Annotated in this window: 21 protein-coding genes and 1 riboswitch; of the genes, 13 read left to right on the top strand and 8 right to left on the bottom strand. The window is 67.5% G+C overall.

The features are described 5' to 3' along the window. On the top strand, nt 1-514 hold a 514-nt coding region (locus tag ASE11_RS14015; protein ID WP_235501299.1), incomplete at its 5' end, for a Crp/Fnr family transcriptional regulator. Nucleotides 515-723: 209 nt separating this feature from the next. On the opposite strand, the gene ASE11_RS14010 is transcribed toward ASE11_RS14015, so the two are convergent. Beyond that, on the bottom strand, nt 724-978 hold the full coding sequence (locus tag ASE11_RS14010; protein WP_056272548.1) for a CsbD family protein: 255 nt from the start codon (nt 976-978) through the stop codon (nt 724-726). 175 nt (nt 979-1,153) lie between these two features. On the opposite strand from ASE11_RS14010, the gene ASE11_RS14005 reads away from it, so the two are divergent. The 5 genes from ASE11_RS14005 to ASE11_RS13985 all read left to right on the top strand — a co-directional run bounded on the left by ASE11_RS14005 (nt 1,154) and on the right by ASE11_RS13985 (nt 5,063). Further along, on the top strand, nt 1,154-1,582 hold the full coding sequence (locus ASE11_RS14005; protein WP_162258050.1) for a DUF4398 domain-containing protein: 429 nt from the start codon (nt 1,154-1,156) through the stop codon (nt 1,580-1,582). 26 nt (nt 1,583-1,608) lie between these two features. Next, nucleotides 1,609-2,499: an OmpA family protein gene (locus tag ASE11_RS14000; protein WP_056274142.1), complete on the top strand. Its 891-nt coding sequence runs from the start codon at nt 1,609-1,611 to the stop codon at nt 2,497-2,499. Between the two features lie 25 nt (nt 2,500-2,524). After that, the gene (locus tag ASE11_RS13995; RefSeq protein WP_056272541.1) at nt 2,525-3,079 is read left to right on the top strand and encodes a ferritin-like domain-containing protein; all 555 of its coding nucleotides are present in this window, start codon (nt 2,525-2,527) and stop codon (nt 3,077-3,079) included. A gap of 112 nt (nt 3,080-3,191) precedes the next feature. After that, nucleotides 3,192-4,493 (top strand): cation:proton antiporter, encoded by a 1,302-nt coding sequence (locus tag ASE11_RS13990; protein ID WP_056272538.1) that lies wholly within the window; start codon nt 3,192-3,194, stop codon nt 4,491-4,493. A 27-nt stretch (nt 4,494-4,520) separates the two neighbouring features. Beyond that, nucleotides 4,521-5,063, top strand: coding sequence for an MOSC domain-containing protein (locus ASE11_RS13985; RefSeq protein ID WP_056272535.1), 543 nt, complete (start codon nt 4,521-4,523; stop codon nt 5,061-5,063). On the opposite strand, the gene ASE11_RS13980 is transcribed toward ASE11_RS13985, so the two are convergent. From ASE11_RS13980 to ASE11_RS13965, 4 genes are read right to left on the bottom strand one after another with little or no spacing between them, the layout of a single operon-like run. Next, nucleotides 5,050-5,991 (bottom strand): thiamine phosphate synthase, encoded by a 942-nt coding sequence (locus ASE11_RS13980; protein WP_235501298.1) that lies wholly within the window; start codon nt 5,989-5,991, stop codon nt 5,050-5,052. The two genes, ASE11_RS13985 and ASE11_RS13980, sit on opposite strands and share 14 nt — an antisense overlap. Next, nucleotides 5,988-6,794, bottom strand: coding sequence for a thiazole synthase (locus ASE11_RS13975; protein ID WP_056274135.1), 807 nt, complete (start codon nt 6,792-6,794; stop codon nt 5,988-5,990). The genes ASE11_RS13980 and ASE11_RS13975 overlap by 4 nt, the downstream gene beginning before the upstream one ends. A gap of 17 nt (nt 6,795-6,811) precedes the next feature. Further along, on the bottom strand, nt 6,812-7,009 hold the full coding sequence (gene thiS / locus ASE11_RS13970) for a sulfur carrier protein ThiS (protein WP_056272532.1): 198 nt from the start codon (nt 7,007-7,009) through the stop codon (nt 6,812-6,814). Between the two features lie 10 nt (nt 7,010-7,019). Continuing rightward, a complete protein-coding gene (locus tag ASE11_RS13965) occupies nt 7,020-8,108 on the bottom strand; it encodes an FAD-dependent oxidoreductase (RefSeq protein WP_056272527.1) in 1,089 nt (362 codons plus the stop codon). 209 nt (nt 8,109-8,317) lie between these two features. Between ASE11_RS13965 and thiD the strand changes: the two genes are divergently transcribed. Continuing rightward, a complete protein-coding gene (thiD, locus tag ASE11_RS13960; protein WP_056274133.1) occupies nt 8,318-9,157 on the top strand; it encodes a bifunctional hydroxymethylpyrimidine kinase/phosphomethylpyrimidine kinase in 840 nt (279 codons plus the stop codon). A 20-nt stretch (nt 9,158-9,177) separates the two neighbouring features. Here the strand turns inward: thiD and ASE11_RS13955 are convergent, their stop codons facing one another. Both ASE11_RS13955 and ASE11_RS13950 read right to left on the bottom strand, forming a co-directional pair. Beyond that, nucleotides 9,178-10,491, bottom strand: a complete 1,314-nt coding sequence (locus tag ASE11_RS13955) for a purine-cytosine permease family protein (RefSeq protein WP_056272523.1) — start codon at nt 10,489-10,491, stop codon at nt 9,178-9,180. 74 nt (nt 10,492-10,565) lie between these two features. Then, a riboswitch (TPP riboswitch) is annotated at nt 10,566-10,675 on the bottom strand. A 38-nt stretch (nt 10,676-10,713) separates the two neighbouring features. Further along, complete coding sequence (locus tag ASE11_RS13950; protein WP_056272520.1) at nt 10,714-11,655, bottom strand: LysR family transcriptional regulator; 942 nt, start codon at nt 11,653-11,655, stop codon at nt 10,714-10,716. A gap of 73 nt (nt 11,656-11,728) precedes the next feature. Between ASE11_RS13950 and ASE11_RS13945 the strand changes: the two genes are divergently transcribed. From ASE11_RS13945 to fba, 6 genes are all read left to right on the top strand, one after another. Then, nucleotides 11,729-12,454: an HAD-IA family hydrolase gene (locus ASE11_RS13945; protein ID WP_056272516.1), complete on the top strand. Its 726-nt coding sequence runs from the start codon at nt 11,729-11,731 to the stop codon at nt 12,452-12,454. A 29-nt stretch (nt 12,455-12,483) separates the two neighbouring features. Continuing rightward, nucleotides 12,484-13,575 carry a class 1 fructose-bisphosphatase gene (locus ASE11_RS13940; RefSeq protein WP_056274130.1) on the top strand — a complete coding sequence of 364 codons (1,092 nt, stop codon included), beginning with the start codon at nt 12,484-12,486 and terminating at the stop codon, nt 13,573-13,575. A gap of 31 nt (nt 13,576-13,606) precedes the next feature. After that, complete coding sequence (locus tag ASE11_RS13935; protein ID WP_056272512.1) at nt 13,607-14,485, top strand: phosphoribulokinase; 879 nt, start codon at nt 13,607-13,609, stop codon at nt 14,483-14,485. Nucleotides 14,486-14,590: 105 nt separating this feature from the next. After that, nucleotides 14,591-16,603, top strand: coding sequence for a transketolase (tkt, locus tag ASE11_RS13930; RefSeq protein WP_056272509.1), 2,013 nt, complete (start codon nt 14,591-14,593; stop codon nt 16,601-16,603). Between the two features lie 111 nt (nt 16,604-16,714). Continuing rightward, complete coding sequence (locus ASE11_RS13925; protein WP_056272506.1) at nt 16,715-17,386, top strand: phosphoglycolate phosphatase; 672 nt, start codon at nt 16,715-16,717, stop codon at nt 17,384-17,386. 26 nt (nt 17,387-17,412) lie between these two features. After that, a complete protein-coding gene (gene fba / locus ASE11_RS13920; protein WP_056272502.1) occupies nt 17,413-18,450 on the top strand; it encodes a class II fructose-bisphosphate aldolase in 1,038 nt (345 codons plus the stop codon). A 31-nt stretch (nt 18,451-18,481) separates the two neighbouring features. Here fba and ASE11_RS13915 read toward each other — a convergent pair whose 3' ends face one another. Further along, a complete protein-coding gene (locus tag ASE11_RS13915; protein WP_056272499.1) occupies nt 18,482-19,477 on the bottom strand; it encodes a Bug family tripartite tricarboxylate transporter substrate binding protein in 996 nt (331 codons plus the stop codon). Between the last annotated feature and the right edge of the window lies 1 nt (nt 19,478).

Genomic DNA, 19,478 nt, shown 5'->3' with positions numbered 1-19,478 from the left:
CCCGCCACTGGAGGTGGGCATGGTCGGGCGCGAGGCCATGCTCGGATCGGAACTGGTGCTGGGCGAGGCCAAGACGCCATGGCGTGCGTTGGTGCAGGGTGCGGGCAGTTGCTGGCGCATCGACGCGCAGGTTTTTCGCAAGGTCATGGAAGAGATGCCCGCTTTGAAGGACCTGTTGCAGCGCACCTTGATGGTCCGCCTGCACCAACAATCGCTCGCTTCGGCCTGCGAGCGTTTTCACCCCATCGGCCAGCGGCTGGCACGCTGGCTGCTCATGAGCCAGGACCGCGCTCAGGCAGACCACTTTCACGTCACGCAGGAGTTCATCTCGCTGATGCTGGGCGTGCGCCGTGTGGGTGTGACCAAAGCCGCGAGCGACTTCCAGAAGGACGGCCTCATCGAGTACCACCGCGGCGAGCTCAAGGTGCTCGACCGGGCGGGGCTGGAAGCCGAATCATGCAGTTGCTACGAGGCCGACAAGTTGCTGCACAGCGAACTCATGGCGATGAAATGAGGGCCCCCACGCTCCGCCGCTGCGCGAGGTCCGCTGCCCCCCGAGGGGGCTGATCCGGCTTGGGGCGGCCCTGCGCCGGATCTTCGTGCCCCCACGCTCCGCCGCTGCACGGGTCGCTACCCCCCCGAGGGGGCTGAGCCTGCCTTGGGGCGGCCCGGCGGCAGTCTCGTTTGCCCCCACGCTCCCCCGCTGCGCGAGGTCCATTCACGTCAGCGCCGGGGCTTCTGCGCGTGCTCGGCGTCGGTCGTGATGTTCAGCCACGAATCGTCGGAGCTCTTCTCCCAGGCTTTCAGTTGTTCTTCGGCTTCGTCCTTGGCAATGCCGTAGCGTTCCTGGATCTTGCCGGCGAGCTGGTCGCGGTGGCCTGCCACCTGCGTCAGGTCGTCGTCGGTCAGCTTGCCCCACTGCTGCTTGGCGCGGCCGGTGAGTTGTTTCCAGTTGCCTTGAATGGTGTCCCAGTTCATGTGATGTCCTTTGGTTGGAGCGGTCTCGACAAGCACGGCCGTGCAGGTCGCCACAGTTGCTTTTATTCGGTGGCGTGCCGTGGGTCTGTGCGCCAAAGCACCGACGCGAAGAAGCTGCGCGCCCATGCTGGCAGAGTCGGCCTCCGTGGCCCATGCTGACCTGAAGGAACCCTCGATGAACAACGCATTCGCGCCTCGCGCAAAGCCCCTTCCTGCACCGTCCCGCCACCAGATCGCGCGTCTGCTTGCCCTCACCGCACTCACCGCTCTCACGCTCGTGTTGATGGCGTGCGCCACCAAAACGCCCGCACCCACGCAGGAGCTGGCGCTGTCTCGCGTCGCGGTTGAAACGGCAGCCCGCGCGGGTGCGGCCGAGCTCGCGCCCACCGAGCTCAACATCGCCCGGCAGAAGCAGGCCCTGGCTGAAGCCGCCATGAGCCAGCAGCAGTACGACCGCGCGCTGTTGCTGTCAGACGAAGTGCAGGTGGATGCCCGGCTGGCCGAAGTGAAGGCCCGCAGCAACCGCGCCGACAAGGCTGCCACCGAACTGCGCGAAGACGGCCGCGCCCTGCGCCAGGAAATCGAGCGCACGGCTCCCCGATGACCAACACCGACACCCCAGGACATGCCATGAAAACCGCACACCGCTTCGCGCTTTCCCTCACCGCTCTGGCCGTCGCGGCTGGCTGCAGCACCACGCCGTTGTCCAACGTCCGGCTCGACCAGGCGCGCGAGGACTACCGCACCGTGCAAGCCGACCCACGTTCGCAGAACCAGGCCCCCACCGAGTTGCGCCAGGCCGCCGATGCATTGAACGCGGCCAACGTGGCGTTGGCCAATCGAGAAGATGAGGCGCGGGTGAATCACCTGGCCTACGTGGCCTCGCAGCGCGCGTTCATCGTGCGCGAGACGGTGAACTTCAAGACCGCCGAGCTCAGCGTGGCCAACGCCGGTGCCGCGCGCACCGCCGCCCAACTGCAGGCGCGAACGCAAGAGGCCGAGGCCGCCCAGCGCGCCGCAGCCGAAGCGCAACGCACGGCCGGGGCAGCCCGCACCGATGCCACGGAGGCCCAGCGTCAGGCGGCCATGGCGATGGAGCGCAACCGCCTGCTCGAAGCGCGCATGGCCGAACTCAACGCCAAGCAGACACCGCGCGGCGTGGTGATCACACTGGGTGACGTGCTGTTCGACGTGGATCGCTCCGCGCTCAAGCCCTCCGGCCTGCGCATGGTGGACCAACTGGTGGAGGTGCTCAATGCCGACCCGCAGCGCACCGTGCTGGTGGAAGGCTTCACCGACAGCACCGGCGCCGATGCCTACAACCAGACCCTGTCCACCGAGCGCGCCGATGCGGTGCGCGTTGCCTTGCTGCGCCAGGGCATTGCATCCACCCGTGTGGCCTCGCGGGGTTACGGCGAGGCCCACCCGGTGGCGTCGAACGACACCGCCGCGGGCCGCCAGACGAACCGTCGCGTCGAGATCGTGCTCTCGGACGACAGCGGCCAGATCAAGGCGCGTTGATCCCCCACACCCGAAGGAAAACACCATGAACCCACAAAACAAACCCCTGGACATCACCGAACTGCGCAAGAGTGCGCGCCAACGCATGGAAGAAGGCGCCGTGACCGCCGGCTACAGCGCCGACCTGAAGGCGGTCATCGCCATGCTCAACGACGCACTGGCCACCGAACTCGTGTGTGTGCTGCGCTACCGCCGCCACCACTTCATGGCCAGCGGCATCCACTCGCACGCCACGGCTGCCGAATTCCTGGTGCACTCGAACGAAGAGCAGGGCCACGCCGACCAGCTGGCCGAGCGCATCGTGCAGCTCGGTGGAGAACCCGACTTCTCGCCCGATTCCCTCACCCGGCGCAGCCATGCCGAGTACGTGGAAGGCGCCACGCTGACCGAGATGATCCGCGAGAACCTGGTGGCCGAGCGTATCGCCATCGACAGCTACCGCCACGCGATCGAGTCCCTCGGCGACGGTGACCCGACCACGCGCCGACTGCTCGAATCGATCCTTGCCGTGGAAGAGGAACACGCCGACGAACTGGCTGATCTGCTGACGCAGGTGCCGGTGCCGGCCAGGACCAACTGACTCCCGGCGGGGACGCCCATGACGACGTCTCCAGTGCAGGCGCGCGAGAAAGCGGCCCGCACCCTGGCTTGATCCGCGCCGGGGGCACGGTGCGCAGCATGGAGGTGGTTTCATGAGCGTTTCCCAGTGGTTCGTCCTCGTTGGCGCCATGCTGCTCGTGATGGGTGTGGCGTCCACTGTTCTCAAGCGCGTGCCGCTCACCCCGGCCATGCTCTACCTCGCGGTCGGCCTGATCATGGGCCCCACCGTGCTGGGCGCCTTCAGTTTCAATCCACTGAAACAGTCGGCGGTGCTCGAGGTGCTGACCGAAGTGGCGGTGCTGATCTCGCTGTTTTCCGCAGGCGTGAAGATGCCCGTGCCGTTCAGCTTTCGACAGTGGCGTGCGCCGCTGTTGCTGGCCAGTGTCTCCATGGCGCTCACCGTGGGCCTGGTGGCGGCATTTGGCGTGTGGGTATTGGGCCTGCCACTGGGCGCGGCCATCCTGCTGGGTGCCATCGTAGCGCCCACCGATCCGGTGCTGGCCACCGAGGTGCAGAGCCGCCACCCCGGAGACCGGGATCAATTGCGTTTCACGCTGACCTGCGAAGGGGGTCTCAACGACGGCTCGGCTTTTCCCTTCGTGATGCTGGGCCTGGGGCTTCTGGGCCTGCGCAACCTCGGCGAGTACGGCCTGCAGTGGGTGCTGGTGGACGTGCTCTGGGCCACGGTCGGAGGCGTCGCCATCGGTGTGGTGTCGGGCGTGGCGCTGGCGCGCGTGGGCTGGTGGTTGCGCGGGGCGCCGCAGCGCCACGAGCTGCTGGACGATTTCCTGGGCCTGGGCTTCATCGGTGTGGTCTATGGCCTGAGCGTGTGGTTGCACGCCTGGGGCTTTCTGGCGGTGTTTTTCGGGGCTGTGGCCCTGCGCCAGACCGAGATGCGGCTCGCGCGGCGGGATCGGCTCCCTGCCGCGGCCGGCGAGCCTGTCTCGGCGGGCGCGGCACCGTCTGTTGCGTCGGCCGGCGAGCCCGCTTCCACCGTGAGCCGGGGAGCGCTGGTGTTCAAGGAGCATCTGGAGCGACTGTCCGAACTGGTTCTGGTGCTCTTGCTGGGCGGCGCGCTGTACCGCGATTCCTGGAGCTGGGCGGCGGTGGGCCTGGCGCTGTTCCTGTTCTTCGTGGCACGTCCGCTGAGCGTGTGCGTTGGCTTGCTGGGCATGCACACCATCGCTTCCGTGCGCGGCATGACCGCCTGGTTCGGCGTGCGCGGCATCGGCTCGCTCTACTACCTGATGTACGCCATCCAGCACGGGCTGCCCGAACCCCTGGCGCTGCAGCTGATTCAGCTCACGCTGATCGTGGTCGCGCTGTCGATCCTGCTGCACGGGCTGAGCGTGAAGCCGATGATGAAAGGCGTGGGGCGGCGTGAGGTGGTTTGAGGCCGGTGTGCTAAAAACCGGCGCACCATGAGTGCCCACATCCTCGCCGTTCACCTCAGCCCGGTCCACGAATTTTCCAAGCAGCGGTTCGGGTGCATCACGCTGCTCGCCGATCTGGGCGTCGAAGGCGATACGCATTGCGGCGAGACGGTGCAGCACCGTTCGCGCGTGGCGCGCGACCCGACCCAGCCCAATCTGCGCCAGGTGCACTTGCTGCAGTCCGAGTTGTTGGCAGCGTTGTCCGCGCAGGGCCACGCGGTGCGGCCGGGAGACATTGGCGAAAACGTCACCACGCGGGACATCGACCTGCTGGCTTTGCCCACGGACACCGAACTCCACCTCGGGCCCGACGCCGTGGTGCGCATCACGGGCCTGCGCAACCCTTGTGTGCAGATCGACCGCTTTCAACCCGGCCTGATGGCTGCGGTGCTCGACCGCTCGCCTGAGGGCGAATTGATCCGCAAGGCGGGTGTGATGGCGGTGGTGCTGCGCGGCGGTGTGGTCTCGGACCAGGACCCCATCGAGATCCGGTTGCCCGCCGGGGCGCACACCCCGCTCAGGCCGGTGTGATCGCGGCGTTCCAGGTGGCCACCGCGGCTTGCAGGTCGGGCGCCGACATCAACGCGCGCACCACACCCACCGAGGTCACGCCCGTCTTCAACACGTCGGGCAGTGTGCCGAGGTCGATGCCGCCGATGGCCACGCGCGGGTAGTCGCGCAGCATTTTCGAATACACGCCCAGCCGGCCCGTGCCTTGTGGCGCGGTGGCCATCTGTTTGAGGGTGGTGGGGAAGACCGCGCCCATGGCGATGTAGCTCGGGCTGTGCTGGTCGGCGATCAACATCTCGGCATAACCGTGGGTGCTCAGGCCCAGGCGCAGGCCGGCGGCCTTGATGGCCTTGAGGCCGGCGGGCGTCATGGCCTGCAGGTCTTCCTGGCCCAGGTGCACGCCATACGCGCCGGCCTCGATGGCGAGCTGCCAGTGGTCGTTGATGAACAGGCGCGCACCCGTGCCCTGAACGCCGGCGACGGCGCTGAACACTTCAGCACGCACGGCCGCCGCGTCGCCCGACTTGAAACGCAGTTGCACGGTGGGCACGCCCGCACGGGCCATGCGGATCGTCCAGGCCGCGTCGGGCATCACCGCGTAAAGCCCCAGCGCCGACGGACAAGGTGCAAACGCGTTCTGGCGCGGCCACGGGGCCAGGCCGAAATCGACCGGCTCGGTGGGCCACTGTTCGGGGTGAAATTCTCCCGTGCGCAGCGATTGGCGAGACCACGCCTGCGCCAGGCACAGCGCATCGGCCGGCACGAAGCCCAGTGCGTGGCCAGCCAGCAGCGCGGCGGCAAACACCATGTCGTCCTGGTCGCCCTTGAGGGCTTGCGCTTCTGGCGGAATGGGCAAGGCCAGCGTGGCGTGGTGGGCCTGCACGATGGTCTGCGCCATCGCCTGCACGTTCATGGCCACGTTCAGGGTGGGGTTGCGGGTGAGGATCATGGGTGGTGCCAGAAAGGGGTGCCGAGCACCGGGGTGCTGGGTTGGGCGCTGTCTTGTTGCTGCATGGCTCCAGAGCGGTAAGCGGCACGCCCGGCGCGCACCGCGTCGGCAAACGCGCCGGCCATGTCCACCGGCGACTGCGCCAGCGCCACCGCGGTGTTGAGCAGCACGGCGTCAAAGCCCCACTCCATCACGGTGCAGGCGTGCGAGGGCAGGCCCAGGCCGGCGTCCACGATCAGCGGCACCTTCAGGCGCTCGCGCAACAGGCGCATGGCATAGGGGTTCACCGGGCCGCGGCCGGTGCCGATGGGCGCGGCCCAGGGCATCACGGCCTGGCAGCCGACGTCGACCAGGCGCTGGCACAGCACCAGGTCTTCGGTGCAGTAGGGCAGCACCTTGAAGCCGTCGTTGATCAGCTGGCGCGCGCAGTCCACCAGGTTGAGCGTGTCGGGCTGCAGGCTGTAGTCGTCGCCGATGAGTTCGAGCTTGATCCAGGGCGTGCTGAACACCTCGCGCGCCATCTGCGCGGTGGTGATCACCTCTTGCGCGCTGTGGCAGCCGGCGGTGTTGGGCAGCACCGGCACAGCCAGCTCCTGCAGCAGTTTCCAGAACGCCGCGCCGGCCTCGGGCTGCACCGCGCCCTGGCGGCGCAGCGAGGCGGTGAGCATGGCGGGCTGGGCGCGCTTCACGGCCGCTTCGAGCGTGGCCGGCGAGGGGTAACGCGAGGTGCCCAGCATCAGGCGGCTCTGGAAAACCTCGCCGTAGAGGATCAGCGGGTCGTCGTGGGTGAGCGGGGTGGTCATGTCCATGGTGCGGCTCCTCAGCCCCCGGTGATGGGAGCGATGATTTCAATGCGGTCGCCTTCGACCAGCACCTGCTGCGCGTAGGCGGTGCGCGGCACGAACTGCAGGTTGACCGCGGCGGCGAACACGGCCGGTGGATCGCACACGCGCAGCGCATCGGCCAGCGTGGCGCCTGCGGGCAGTTCACGGGGTTGCTGGTTGATGAAGACGTTCATGCGCAAGGGTTCAGCGGGCGGTGTTCTGGAGCGACAGGCCCCATTGTTCGGCCAGCGCGGATTCGCCATTGTCCATGGCTTGCAGGGCGGCATCGAGCATGGCCGGTGCGATCAGGAAGCCGTGGCGGTACAGGCCGTTGATCTGCATGCGGCGCGGTGCGATCAGGCGGATCTCGGGCAGGTTGTCGGGCAGGGTGGGGCGCAACTGCACGCCCAGTTCGATGATGCGCGCCTCGCCAAAACCCGGATGCACCGTGTAGGCCGCGCTCAGCAGTTCCAGGGTGGAGCGCACGCTCGCGGGCGAGAGGTCGTCGGACTCGATCTCGGTGGCGCCGATGACGAACATGCCACCCGGCTTGGGTGCGATGTACAGCGGGTAGCGCGGGTGCAACAGACGCGTGGGACGCGACAGGCTCACGCCCGGCGCATGCACGCGCGCCACCTCGCCGCGCACACCGCGCAACGCGTTCCATTGCGGCTGGGCCCCGAGGCCACGGCAGTCGAACAGCCAGGCGTGCGGGCCCGGGTCGACCGCGTCGGGGGTGCGCGGGGCGTTCCAGTGCACCGTCACGCCCTGGGTCTGCATCTGGTGCGCGAGCGCGGCGAGCAGTTCGCGGTTGTCGAGCTGGCCCTCATGGGGCAGGTACAGGCCCTGCGCAAAACGGTGCGCCAGCGCGGGCTCAAGCGCGGTGAGCGCGTCCGCGTTCATGCGCTGCGCCTGGGGCAGCGAGGGCAGTGCGGCCGAGGTGCGCGCGAGCTGGCCCGAAAAGCGCTCGGCCTCGGCCGTGTCCTGCCGGTGCCACAGCACCACGGTGCCGCTTTGTTGAAAGAACACCGGCTGCTCCAGCGTGGCCAGCAGTTGCGGCCAGCGCGCCAGCGCGTGCTGGCCCATGCGCACCACCGGGAGCTCGGTCACGGCCGATTCGGCCAGCGGCGCGAGCATGGCCGCAGCCACGCGCGCGGCGGCGAGTTCGGCTTGAGGTCCCCCGGCATCGAACACCTCCACCCGGTGGCCGCGCTGTGCCAGCGCGCAGGCCAGCAGGCGGCCCATGAGGCCGGCACCGAGCACCACGGCGATGGGCTTTTTCAATGCGTTCATGTCAGTTCATCTTGAACTCGACGCACCTGGGCGCGCGTGCCCTCACCCCAACCCTCTCCCAAAGGGCGAGGGAGAAGAAACGTCGCGCACGCATTCAGGGCACCCGAGGATCCGGCTCTGCCGGTCCCAGGGTGCGCCCCCCTCGCGCAGCGGAGGGGGGAGCGGCGAAGCCGCGCGGGGGGTGTTTCGCATGGTCCACAATGCGCGCCATGACGAACGAACCCCAGCGCTACACCCGCGTCCTGTCCATCGCCGGCTCCGACAGCGGTGGCGGCGCCGGCATCCAGGCCGATCTGAAGACCTTTGCGGCGCTGGGTTGTTACGGCATGACGGCGATCACCGCGCTGACCGCGCAGAACACGCTGGGCGTGAGCGCCATCCATGGCGTGCCACCCGAGATGCTCAAGGCGCAGCTGTGCGCCGTGTTCGACGACATCGGTGTGGACGCTGTGAAGATCGGCATGCTGCACGCGCCGGACATCGTGCGCACGGTGGCCTGGGCCTTGAAACACTACAAGGTGCAGCGCGTGGTGCTTGACCCGGTGATGGTGGCCACGAGCGGCGACGCACTCATCACCCCCACGACCGTGCAGGTGCTGGTGGACGAGCTGTTTCCGCTGGCCACGCTGATCACGCCCAACCTGGACGAAGCCGCTCTTTTGCTCGGCCGCACCATCGAATCGGCGAACGAGCTCGAAGCCGCCGCGCGCGATCTGTTCGCCATGGGCGCACCGGCGGTGTTGCTCAAGGGCGGGCACCTGCCGGGCGACGAGGTGGCGGACCTGCTGGTCACCGGCACGGGCCCGGTGCAGCGACTCGCATCGCCGCGCATCGCCAGCCGCAACACACACGGCACCGGTTGCACGCTCTCGTCGGCCATTGCCGCGCACCTTGCGCTGGGTGAGCCGCTGGACCGCGCGGTCGCGCAGGCGCGCCGCTACATCCTGCAAGCCATCGAGCAGGGCGCCGATGTGTACACCGGTGCGGGTCACGGTCCGCTCAACCACGGTTTCGCGCCGCTTCCTCAGCGCAAAAGCCCGCGGGTTTGAAGCGGGGCGCGGCTTGACCATCAGGCCCGTGCCGGGGTGAGGCCACCGGCATTGCGTGGCCGCGACAGCGCCGCCAGCGTGAAGGTGAGCGCCAGGGTGGGCAGGGCGGAGCCCAGCTGCGGTGCGAATCTGGCCAGCAGGTGGTAGCAGGCAATGCCCAGCACCCACAGCGCGGCCGCGCTCCAGTCCACCGAGCGGTTGGCGCCCAGCGCGGTGCCTGCGCCCAGTCGGCCCAGGATCACGCCGTACAGCGGCACGAACACCGAGCTCAGCAGCAGCAGGAAAGGCTCGATGGTGTGGATGGGCAACAGCAGGGCGAACACCGTGCACACCGCGGCAAACGCCAGACCGGCGCGCTTGATGCTCCAGCGCGGACGCAGGCTGTGCACCGAGACCGCGCCCGAGTGCGCGTCGCCATAGGCGTTGTCCATCTCGTCGAGCAGGATCAGACCGAGCGCGATCAGGCCACCCTGGGCCAGCAGCAAGGCGCCGACCAGGTTGGTGCCCGGCTCCACCGTGCTCACCACCATCACGCCCAGCGCGTAGCACCAGATGTTGGCCAGCGCATAGCCCAGCCAGGTGCCGCCCAGCGTGGTGGCCGTGCGTTTGCCGTGGCGCGCGTAGTCGGCCACCAGCGGCAACCACGAGACCGGCATCGCGATCACCAGATCCATCGCCGAGAACAGGCCCATGCCGCCCGCACCGGGGCGGTTCCAGAAGGCCTCGAAGCCCTGCGCCTGCAAGCGCATGCCGAACTGCCAGGTGAGCCAGACCAGCGAGGCGATCACCAGCGGCAAGCCGAAGCGGCTCACGAAGCGGCGCACCAGCGTGAGCATGGAGCCGGCCATGAGCGCGATCAGCACACCTCCCCAGAGCAGCGTGACCAGCAGCTTGCCGGTGGTGCCGTCGAGCACGCCACCGGGTTCGCTGCCCAGCGCCTGCTTGAAGATGGCGACCGTGCCCTCTTGCATGATGACCAGTTCGAACGTGGTCCAGCCCACCAACTGCGCGATGTTGAGCAGCACCGGCAGGCGCGCAAAGGCGCTGCCGTAGGTGGCGTGCATCAGGCCGGCGCTGGCCAGGCCCGTCTGGCAGCCCAGGCGCGCGGTCCAGGCCAGCAGGCCGGCACCGATGAGCGAGCCCAGCACGATGGCGATGAGCGCGTCCTGCGTGCCCACGGCCGGCACCAGGTAGGCGCCGATCTGCATGACCAGCAGGCCCGTGCCCAGGCTGAACCAGAGTGCGGCGTGTTCGTGGAAATGGAAAACCCGATCGCCCTGCGGCACAGGGGTGAGGGCCAGGTTGGCCGCGGAATGCGAATGGTCGGATGCCATCAATTTGCTCCATGCAATTTGAGGCAGGTGGGCTGGGCCGGATGAGTCCCGCGAAGCGCTGGGCGACGGTGTTGGACGGTATCGGCCTGCTTCCCTGCGCGAGGATTACCTCAATCAGGTTCAAAGGGACTTTCTCAGTCGCGCCCGGGCAAAAGACCCGGCCACAACACCCCTAGCGGATGCGCCTTGCGGCACGGGGTGGAGTATACGAGCGAAGGCTGTTCAGCCAGCGGGTGTCAAACGCATGAAGCGGCCGTATTTGCTGGCCAGATAGCCTTCGGCGCGCTCCAGCATGAAATAGCGGAACGACTCGGCCGCGGGCGAGAGCAGCTTGGACAGGGTGTGCACCACGTTCCAGCCGCGCACGACCGGGCTGCCTTCGACGTCGAGCACCGCGATGAGCTGGTGCTCCAGCTCCAGGCCGATGGTGTGCAGCGACAGGAAGCTGATGCCCATGCCGGCCATCACCGCCTGCTTGATGGTTTCGTTGCTCGACATCTCCATGACCACGCGCGGCTCCATGCGCGTGCGTTCGAGAAACTTTTCCATCGCCGCGCGTGTGCCGGAACCGCGCTCACGCAGGATGAAACCGTAAGGCCTGAGCGAATCCACCGTGGGGTGGCCGACCTTGAGCAGGGGATGATCGGTGGGGGCCACAAACACATGGGGGTGGGCCGCAAAAGGCTCGGCGCGCGTGGCCAGCTCGGTGGGCGGGCGACCCATGATGGCGATGTCGACCTCGTTGCCGTGCAGCATCTTCACCAACTGCTCGCGGTTGCCCACCACCAGCTTGATGTCGATGCCCTCGTGCTCGCGCTGGAACTCGGCCAGCAGGGGCGGCAGGAAGTACTGCGCCGTGCTCACCATGCCGATGGTCAGCGTGCCCACCTCCAGCCGCTGCAGCCGCGCGGCCGCGTCTTCGGCGTCCTTGAGCGTGGCCAGCACCTTGCGCGCGTAGACCAGCATGTACTCGCCCGCGGTGGTCAGGGTGACCTGGCGGCCGCGCCGGTCGAACAGGGGCAGGCCCACGTGCCCCTCCAGCTCCTTGATCTGCATGGTCACCGCAGGCGGCGTGAGGTGCAGCAGCTCGGCTGCGCGCGCAAAGCTCAGGTGGCGCGCGACCTCGTTGAACACGCGCAACTGGCGGAAGGTGGCGTTCTTCATTCAGTATTTACTTAATCGAAATTCAACGAATCGTGAATTTACCTTAGTTCAAGCCATCCCTACAGTGGGCCGCATGCTCCAAGCCCTGATCTTTGATGTCGACGGTACCCTGGCGGACACCGAACGTGTGCACCTGGCGGCCTTCAACCACGCCTTCGACCAAGCGGGCCTGGCCTGGCATTGGGACGCGGCGCTCTACACCCGGCTGCTGGAGGTTTCCGGTGGCAAGGAACGCATGCTGCACCACTGGCGCAGCGTGCAGCCCGATCTGACCGAGCTCGGTGCCGGCGCGGTGCAAGCCACCATCGACCGGCTGCACGACATCAAGACCGCGCACTACGAGCACGCGGTGCGCGCCGGTGCGGTGGGGCTTCGCCCCGGCGTGCTCGCGCTCATGAACGAGGCGCACACGCAAGGCCTGCAGTTGGCCATTGCCACCACCACCTCGCCGGTGAACATCGCCGCGCTGCTGCGCACCGCCCTCGGGCCGGACTGGCGCAGCCATTTCCTGGCCATTGGCGACGCCTCGTCGTCGCCGGTCAAGAAGCCACACCCGCAGGTCTACCAGCAGGTGCTCCGCGACATGGGCCTGCCGGCCTCACGGTGCCTGGCGTTCGAGGATTCGGCCAACGGCCTGCGCTCGGCCACGGCCAGCGGGCTGCGAACCATCGTCACGCCCACCAGTTTCACCGCCCACCACGATTTCAGCGGCGCGCTGCGCGTCGTGCCCGACCTCGGGGCGGTCGGGCTGGCGCAGCTGCGCGAATGGCACGCCCAGGCCAGCACCAGCAAGGCCTGATCGACAACAACGACAACGAGACACCCACCATGCCCCTGTCCAAACGCTCCACCCTGACCCAGTTCCTGATCGAGGAGCGGCGCCGCTTCCCCCAGGCCAGTGGCGACTTCAACGCGCTGATCCTCGACGTGGCCCTGGCCTGCAAGGCGATCGCGCGCAGCGTGGCGTTTGGCGCGCTCGGCGACATGCTGGGCAACCACGGCGGTGGCGACAGCGTCAACGTGCAGGGCGAGACGCAGAAGAAGCTCGATGTGATCAGCAACGACATGTTCATTCGCGCCAACGAGTGGGGCGGGCACCTCGCAGGCATGGCCTCTGAAGAGATGGAGCAGCCCTATCCGATTCCCGGCGAGTACCCGCGCGGCAAGTACCTGCTGGTGTTCGACCCGCTCGATGGTTCGAGCAACATCGACGTGAACGTGTCGGTGGGCAGCATCTTCAGCGTGCTGCGGGCACCGCAGGCCGTGGTGGACGAAGACCGTGCGTTGACGGTGGACGACTTCCTGCAACCCGGCACGCAGCAGGTGGCCGCCGGCTACGCGCTCTACGGCCCCACCACCATGTTCGTGCTCACCGTGGGCAGTGGCGTGCACGGCTTCACGCTCGACCCCAACCTCGGCGAGTTCAAGCTCACGCATCCGCACATCCGCATTCCGGTCGATACGCACGAGTTCGCGATCAACGCGTCGAACAGCCGATTCTGGGAAGCGCCGGTCAAGCGGTATGTGGACGAATGCCTGGCCGGCAAGACCGGGCCGCGCGGCAAGGACTTCAACATGCGCTGGATCGCCAGCATGGTGGCCGAGGCGCACCGCATCCTCATGCGCGGCGGCGTGTTTCTCTACCCACGGGACACGAAGGATGCGAGCAAATCCGGCCGCCTGCGCCTGCTGTACGAGGCCAACCCGGTGGGCATGCTCATGGAGCAGGCCGGAGGACGCGCCAGCACCGGGCGCAAGCCTGTGCTGGGCGTGCAGCCCACCGAGCTGCACCAACGCATCGGCCTGGTGTTTGGCTCGAAAAGCGAGGTCGAGCGCATCGAGCGTTACCACGCCGAGCCGCAGGCCTGCAAGGACGACAGCAACCCGCTGTTTGCCGAGCGCTCGCTGTTCCGCGACTGAACGACCCCACAACAACAACCGAGGAGACTCCATGTCAGAGCGCCACCCCATCATCGCCATCACCGGCTCCAGCGGGGCCGGTACCTCCACCGTCACGCGCACCTTCCAGAACATCTTTCGCCGCGAGGGGGTGAGCGCGGCGATCATCGAAGGCGACAGCTACCACCGCTACGACCGCCAGCAGATGAAGCAGAAGGCGGCCGAGGCCGAAGCCGCGGGCAACCAGCATTTCAGTCATTTCGGCGTCGAGAACAACCTGTTCGACGAGATTGAAAACCTGTTCAAGACCTACAGCACCACCGGCGCCGGCAAGTGCCGCAAGTACCTGCACAACGCCGAAGAGGCCGCGCCCTACCAGCAGGAGCCCGGCACCTTCACTGCCTGGGAATCCTTGCCCGACAACACCGACATGCTGTTCTACGAGGGCCTGCACGGCGCGGTGGTGACGCCCGAGGTGAACGTGGCGCAGTACCCCGATCTGCTGGTGGGCGTGGTGCCGGTGATCAACCTCGAATGGATCCAGAAACTCTGGCGCGACAAGAACATGCGCGGCTACAGCGCCGATGCGGTGACCGACACCATCCTGCGGCGCATGCCCGACTACGTGAACTACATCTGCCCGCAGTTCCAGCACACGCACGTGAACTTCCAGCGCGTGCCCATCGTGGACACCAGCAACCCCTTCATCTCGCGCGACGTGCCCACCGCCGACGAGAGCATGGTGGTGATCCGTTTCGCCAAGCCCAAGGGCATCGATTTCCAGTACCTGCTCAACATGATCCACGGCTCCATGATGAGCCGGGCCAACACCATCGTGGTGCCCGGCGGCAAGATGGAACTGGCCATGCAGCTGATCTTCACGCCCTTCATCTGGCGCATGGTCGAGCGGCGAAAGCGCGCTATCAGTTGACGCCCCCCGCCGTCACCCCCCACTGGGGGGCAACGCCTGCGGCCTGGCGGAGCCAGTTCCGCGGCGTTCTGGATCGATTTCCCTTCTCTCTGCCGAGGACTCTGTATGCGCAACCCTTCTCCTGAACTCGCCCGCCAGATGGCCAACACGATCCGCATGCTCGCGGTGGACGCGGTGGAACAAGCGAAGAGCGGCCACCCGGGCGCGCCCATGGGCATGGCCGACATCGCCGAGGTGCTGTGGAACCGCCACCTGCGCCACAACCCGGCCAACCCGCACTGGCCCGATCGCGACCGCTTCGTGCTCTCCAACGGCCACGGCTCGATGTTGATCTACGCGCTGCTGCACCTCACGGGCTACGACCTGCCCATGAGCGAGCTCAAAGCATTTCGCCAGCTGCACAGCAAGACCGCCGGCCACCCCGAGGTGGGTGTGACGCCGGGTGTGGAAACCACGACCGGCCCGCTGGGCCAGGGCATCGGCAACGCGGTGGGCATGGCTCTGGCCGAGAAGCTGATGGCCAGCGAATTCAACCGCCCGGGACACGCCGTGGTGGACCACTTCACCTACGCGTTTCTCGGCGACGGTTGCCTGATGGAAGGCATCAGCCACGAGGCGTGTTCGCTCGCCGGCACGCTGCGCCTCTCCAGGCTGGTGGCGTTCTACGACGACAACGGCATCTCGATCGACGGCCATGTGCAGGGCTGGTTCACCGACGACACGCCGCAGCGCTTCGAGGCCTACGGCTGGTACGTGATCCCGAAGGTGGACGGCCACGACCCCCGGGCGGTGGAGCTCGCGCTCATCGCCGCCAAGGAACAGGCCCGCCGCCCCGACGGCAAACCCACGCTGATCTGCTGCCAGACCGTGATCGGCCAGGGTTCGCCCAACAAGGCCGGCACGCACGACGTGCACGGCGCCGCACTCGGAGCGGCCGAGGTGCAGGCCACGCGCGATGCGCTGGGCTGGACCGCCGCGCCGTTTGAAGTGCCGGGTGATGTGGCGCTGGCCTGGCACGCGGTGGACCGGGGGCAGGCCATGGAGGCCGAGTGGCAGCAGCGCTTTGACGCCTACCGCGCCGAGTACCCGAAGGAGGCCGCCGAGTTCGAGCGCCGCATGGCCGGCGATCTGCACGCCAGCTTTGCGCCCGCCTTGTCCGGCGTGTTTGAAGGCGTGGCCGCCAAGGCCGATGCGGTGGCCACCCGCAAGGCCAGCCAGAACGCGCTGGACGCGCTCCACACGCTGGTGCCCGAGTTCTTCGGCGGCAGCGCCGACCTCACCGGCTCCAACCTCACCAACTTCAAAGGCTGCGTGAAGGCCGGGCGCGACCAGTGGGGCAACCACCTGAGCTACGGTGTGCGCGAATTCGGCATGGCGGCCGTCATGAACGGCATCGCCCTGCACGGCGGCTACATCCCCTACGGTGGCACCTTCCTCACCTTCAGCGACTACAGCCGCAATGCCATCCGCATGGCCGCGCTGATGAAGCTGCGCGTGATCCATGTGTTCACGCACGACAGCATCGGCCTGGGCGAAGACGGCCCGACGCACCAGTCGGTGGAGCATGTGCCGAGCTTGCGCATCATTCCGCAGCTCGACGTGTGGCGCCCCGCCGATGGCCTGGAGACCGCCGTGGCCTGGGCGAGCGCGATCGAGCGCCGCGATGGGCCCACCGCGCTGTGCCTGTCGCGCCAGAACCTGCCGCGCCTCACCGATGTGTCGATGGTGAACGCCATTCGCCAGGGCGGCTATGTGCTGGCCGAAGGGGTGAGCCCGAAGGCCGTGATCGTGGCCACCGGTTCCGAGACCTCGCTGGCGATGGAAGCGCACCACGCGCTGGCCGCCGAGGGCATCAGCACCCGTGTGGTCTCCATGCCCTGCACCAACGTGTTCGACCGCCAGCCGCGCGCCTACCAGGACAGCGTGTTGCCGCTGGACCTGCCCGCCGTGGCGGTGGAAGCCGCGCACCCGGATTTCTGGCGCAAGTACGTGGGCCGCACCGGCGCGGTGGTGGGCATCGCCAGCTTCGGCGAGTCGGCTCCGGCCAAGGCGTTGTACGCGCATTTCGGCATCACGACACAGCGGGTGTGTGAAGAAGTGAAGGGCCTCCTGGCATGAAGAACGCCGCAGAAGAGCTGCAAGTTCCGTTCGGGCTGAGCTTGTCGAAGCCCTCGCGCCAACGTGCTGGTGAGCCCTTCGACAGGCTCAGGGCGAACGGATAGAGCGATCATGAGAAAAAGTTTCGACCTCATCCTCTTCGACCTCGACGGCACGTTGATCGAGACCGCGCCGGAAATCGCCGACGCGGTCAACGACACCCTGGCGCAGTTCGGTCTGCACGCGGTCACACAGACGCAGGTGCACGACTGGATCGGTCATGGCACGCGCGAGCTGTTGATCTCGGCCCTGGCCGAGCGCCGCCAGACCACCACCGACGCGGTCCGCCACAGCGCCGACTTCCCCACCATCGAAGCCGCGTTTGCTGCGCACTACCAGCAGCGCTGCGGCACGCGCAGCCAGCTGTACCCGCATGTGCGTGAGACTTTGCAAGTGCTCAGGGACGCGGGCGTGAAGCTGGCCGTGGTGACCAACAAGGAAGGCCGTTACACCCAGACCGTGCTGGACGCACACCAGATGGCGCCGATGTTTCACCGCGTGATCAGCGGCGACACGCTGCCGGTGAAAAAACCCCACCCCGCCGCCGTGCTCGACTGCCTGGATCGCTTTGGCGTCAAGGCCGAGCGTGCGTTGTTCGTGGGCGATTCGTCCATCGACGTGGCCACCGCCCGCAACGCGGGTGTGGCGGTGTGGGCGCTGCCCTATGGCTACAACATGGGCGAGCCCATCGAAGCCTGCAAGCCCGACCGCGTGATCGCCGATTTCTCCGCCCTCCTGATCTGACCCACCCGACCTCCCAAGGAACCGCCATGGCCCTCATCGCTCTGCGACAACTGCTCGACCACGCCGCCGAACACCACTACGGCGTGCCCGCGTTCAACGTGAACAACCTGGAGCAGATCCAGGCCATCATGCAGGCGGCCGACGCGAGCAACGCGCCGGTGATCCTGCAGGCCAGCGCCGGTGCGCGCAAATACGCGGGTGAGCCCTTCCTGCGCAAGATGGTCGAGGCCGCGATCGAGATGTACCCGCACATCCCCATCGTCATGCACCAGGACCACGGCGCGACACCGGCCGTGTGCCAGCAGTCCATCCGCAGCGGCTTCAGCAGCGTGATGATGGACGGCTCGCTGATGGAAGACGCGAAGACGCCCGCGAGCTACGACTACAACGTGGCGGTCACGCGCGAGGTGGTGAAGTTCTCGCACGCGGTGGGCGTGTCGGTGGAGGGTGAACTCGGTTGCCTGGGTTCGCTGGAGACCGGCGAGGCCGGTGAAGAAGACGGCGTGGGCGCCGAAGGCCAGCTCACGCACGAGCAGATGCTGACCGACCCGCAGCAAGCGAAAGATTTCGTGGCGCGGACCGGCGTGGACGCGCTCGCCATTGCCATCGGCACCAGCCACGGCGCCTACAAGTTCACCCGCCCACCCACCGGCGACATCCTGGCCATCGAGCGCATCGCGCAGATCCACGCGGCGGTGCCCAACACGCACCTGGTGATGCACGGTTCGAGCAGTGTGCCGCAGGAGTGGCTGGCCATCATTCGCGCACACGGCGGCGAGATCAAGGAAACCTACGGCGTGCCGGTGGAAGAAATCGTGCGCGGCATCCAGAGCGGCGTGCGCAAGGTCAACATCGACACCGACATCCGCCTGGCCATGACCGGCGCCATGCGCCGCACCATGGTCAAAAACCCCGGCGAGTTCGACCCGCGCAAGTTCTTCAAGGACGCGACCCTGGCCGCCAAAGAGATCTGCCAGGCGCGCTTTCAGGCGTTTGGCTGCGCGGGCATGGCCGGCAAGATCGTTGCGCTGCCACTGGAGAAGATGATTGCACGGTACGCCTGAGGAGGCGGCCGTTGGCCGGGGCTTGCCGCTGTTACTCGGCCTCGATGCCGGCAGCCTTGATGATGCTGCCCCACTTCCGGGTTTCGGCCGCCTGGAACTGTGCGAGCCCATCGGGGGTGCTCGTGAAGGCCTCCGAGCCGCTGTTGTCGAAGAAGCTCTTGGCCTGCGGGCTGGCGGTGGCGCGAACGAGCAGGTCGTTGAGGCGCTGGACCGCAGCCGGGGGTGTTCCCGCCGGTGAGTAGGCGGCGAACCAGTAGCCCATCTCGTAGCCGGGCACGCCCGCTTCGGCGATGGTGGGCACGTTGGGCAACATGGGTGAACGCCTGGATGCCGTCACGCCCAGGGCGCGCAGCTTCTCCGACTTGATTTGCGGAACGCCGGTGGACATGTCGGCGAACATCATGTTGATCTGTCCGCCCAGCACATCGGTGATGGCGTTCGGATTGCTCTTGTACGGCACGTGCAGGATCTGCACGCCGGCCATCTGTTGAAAGAGCTCACCCGCGATGCGGCTGGAAGAGCTGCCGCTGCCGAAGTTCAGCTTGCCAGGTGATTTTTTGGCATCGGCGATCAGGTCGGCCACGGTTTTGTGGCTCGACGAAGGGCTGACAACCAGCACCTGGCCGCCCTTGCCCAACGCGGTGATCGGTGCGAAATCCTTCACCGGGTCGTAGCTCAGTTTCTTGTAGAGGTGTTCGTTGGCTGCGTGTGTGGTGTTGGTGGTGATGAGCACCGTGTAGCCGTCTGCAGGCGCCTTGGCAACCGCAGCGGCGGCGATCATGCCGCTGGCACCCGCCTTGTTCTCGACCACGACCGGCTGTCCGGTTTCGTTGGTCAGGGACTGGCCCAGCGCTCGGGCCAGCTGGTCGGTGGCGCTGCCAGCCGCAAATGGCACGACGAAGGTGATGGGCCGTGACGGAAAGGGCTGCGCCTGGGCGATGGCCAGCGCAGGACCCAGGCCCAGAACGGCGATGGCCGAAGTGGCCAGCAGGTGGCGGCGCTTGTCGAGGTTGATGTTCGTGTTCATG

The sequence above is a fragment of the Hydrogenophaga sp. Root209 genome (assembly GCF_001428625.1).
GTDB lineage: Bacteria > Pseudomonadota > Gammaproteobacteria > Burkholderiales > Burkholderiaceae_C > Hydrogenophaga.
Note: the sequence above shows the minus strand (reverse complement) of the source record. Positions and strands in the feature narration are given on the sequence as shown.

Excerpts from the sequence above, each read along its gene's own strand:
- ASE11_RS14010 (WP_056272548.1), bottom strand. The coding sequence starts at position 978 with ATGAACTGGGACACCATTCAAGGCAACTGGAAACAACTCACCGGCCGC.
- ASE11_RS14005 (WP_162258050.1), top strand. The coding sequence starts at position 1,154 with ATGAACAACGCATTCGCGCCTCGCGCAAAGCCCCTTCCTGCACCGTCC.
- ASE11_RS14000 (WP_056274142.1), top strand. The coding sequence starts at position 1,609 with ATGAAAACCGCACACCGCTTCGCGCTTTCCCTCACCGCTCTGGCCGTC.
- ASE11_RS13995 (WP_056272541.1), top strand. The coding sequence starts at position 2,525 with ATGAACCCACAAAACAAACCCCTGGACATCACCGAACTGCGCAAGAGT.
- ASE11_RS13990 (WP_056272538.1), top strand. The coding sequence starts at position 3,192 with ATGAGCGTTTCCCAGTGGTTCGTCCTCGTTGGCGCCATGCTGCTCGTG.
- ASE11_RS13985 (WP_056272535.1), top strand. The coding sequence starts at position 4,521 with ATGAGTGCCCACATCCTCGCCGTTCACCTCAGCCCGGTCCACGAATTT.
- ASE11_RS13980 (WP_235501298.1), bottom strand. The coding sequence starts at position 5,991 with ATGATCCTCACCCGCAACCCCACCCTGAACGTGGCCATGAACGTGCAG.
- ASE11_RS13975 (WP_056274135.1), bottom strand. The coding sequence starts at position 6,794 with ATGACCACCCCGCTCACCCACGACGACCCGCTGATCCTCTACGGCGAG.
- thiS (WP_056272532.1), bottom strand. The coding sequence starts at position 7,009 with ATGAACGTCTTCATCAACCAGCAACCCCGTGAACTGCCCGCAGGCGCC.
- ASE11_RS13965 (WP_056272527.1), bottom strand. The coding sequence starts at position 8,108 with ATGAACGCATTGAAAAAGCCCATCGCCGTGGTGCTCGGTGCCGGCCTC.
- thiD (WP_056274133.1), top strand. The coding sequence starts at position 8,318 with ATGACGAACGAACCCCAGCGCTACACCCGCGTCCTGTCCATCGCCGGC.
- ASE11_RS13955 (WP_056272523.1), bottom strand. The coding sequence starts at position 10,491 with ATGGCATCCGACCATTCGCATTCCGCGGCCAACCTGGCCCTCACCCCT.
- ASE11_RS13950 (WP_056272520.1), bottom strand. The coding sequence starts at position 11,655 with ATGAAGAACGCCACCTTCCGCCAGTTGCGCGTGTTCAACGAGGTCGCG.
- ASE11_RS13945 (WP_056272516.1), top strand. The coding sequence starts at position 11,729 with ATGCTCCAAGCCCTGATCTTTGATGTCGACGGTACCCTGGCGGACACC.
- ASE11_RS13940 (WP_056274130.1), top strand. The coding sequence starts at position 12,484 with ATGCCCCTGTCCAAACGCTCCACCCTGACCCAGTTCCTGATCGAGGAG.
- ASE11_RS13935 (WP_056272512.1), top strand. The coding sequence starts at position 13,607 with ATGTCAGAGCGCCACCCCATCATCGCCATCACCGGCTCCAGCGGGGCC.
- tkt (WP_056272509.1), top strand. The coding sequence starts at position 14,591 with ATGCGCAACCCTTCTCCTGAACTCGCCCGCCAGATGGCCAACACGATC.
- ASE11_RS13925 (WP_056272506.1), top strand. The coding sequence starts at position 16,715 with ATGAGAAAAAGTTTCGACCTCATCCTCTTCGACCTCGACGGCACGTTG.
- fba (WP_056272502.1), top strand. The coding sequence starts at position 17,413 with ATGGCCCTCATCGCTCTGCGACAACTGCTCGACCACGCCGCCGAACAC.
- ASE11_RS13915 (WP_056272499.1), bottom strand. The coding sequence starts at position 19,477 with ATGAACACGAACATCAACCTCGACAAGCGCCGCCACCTGCTGGCCACT.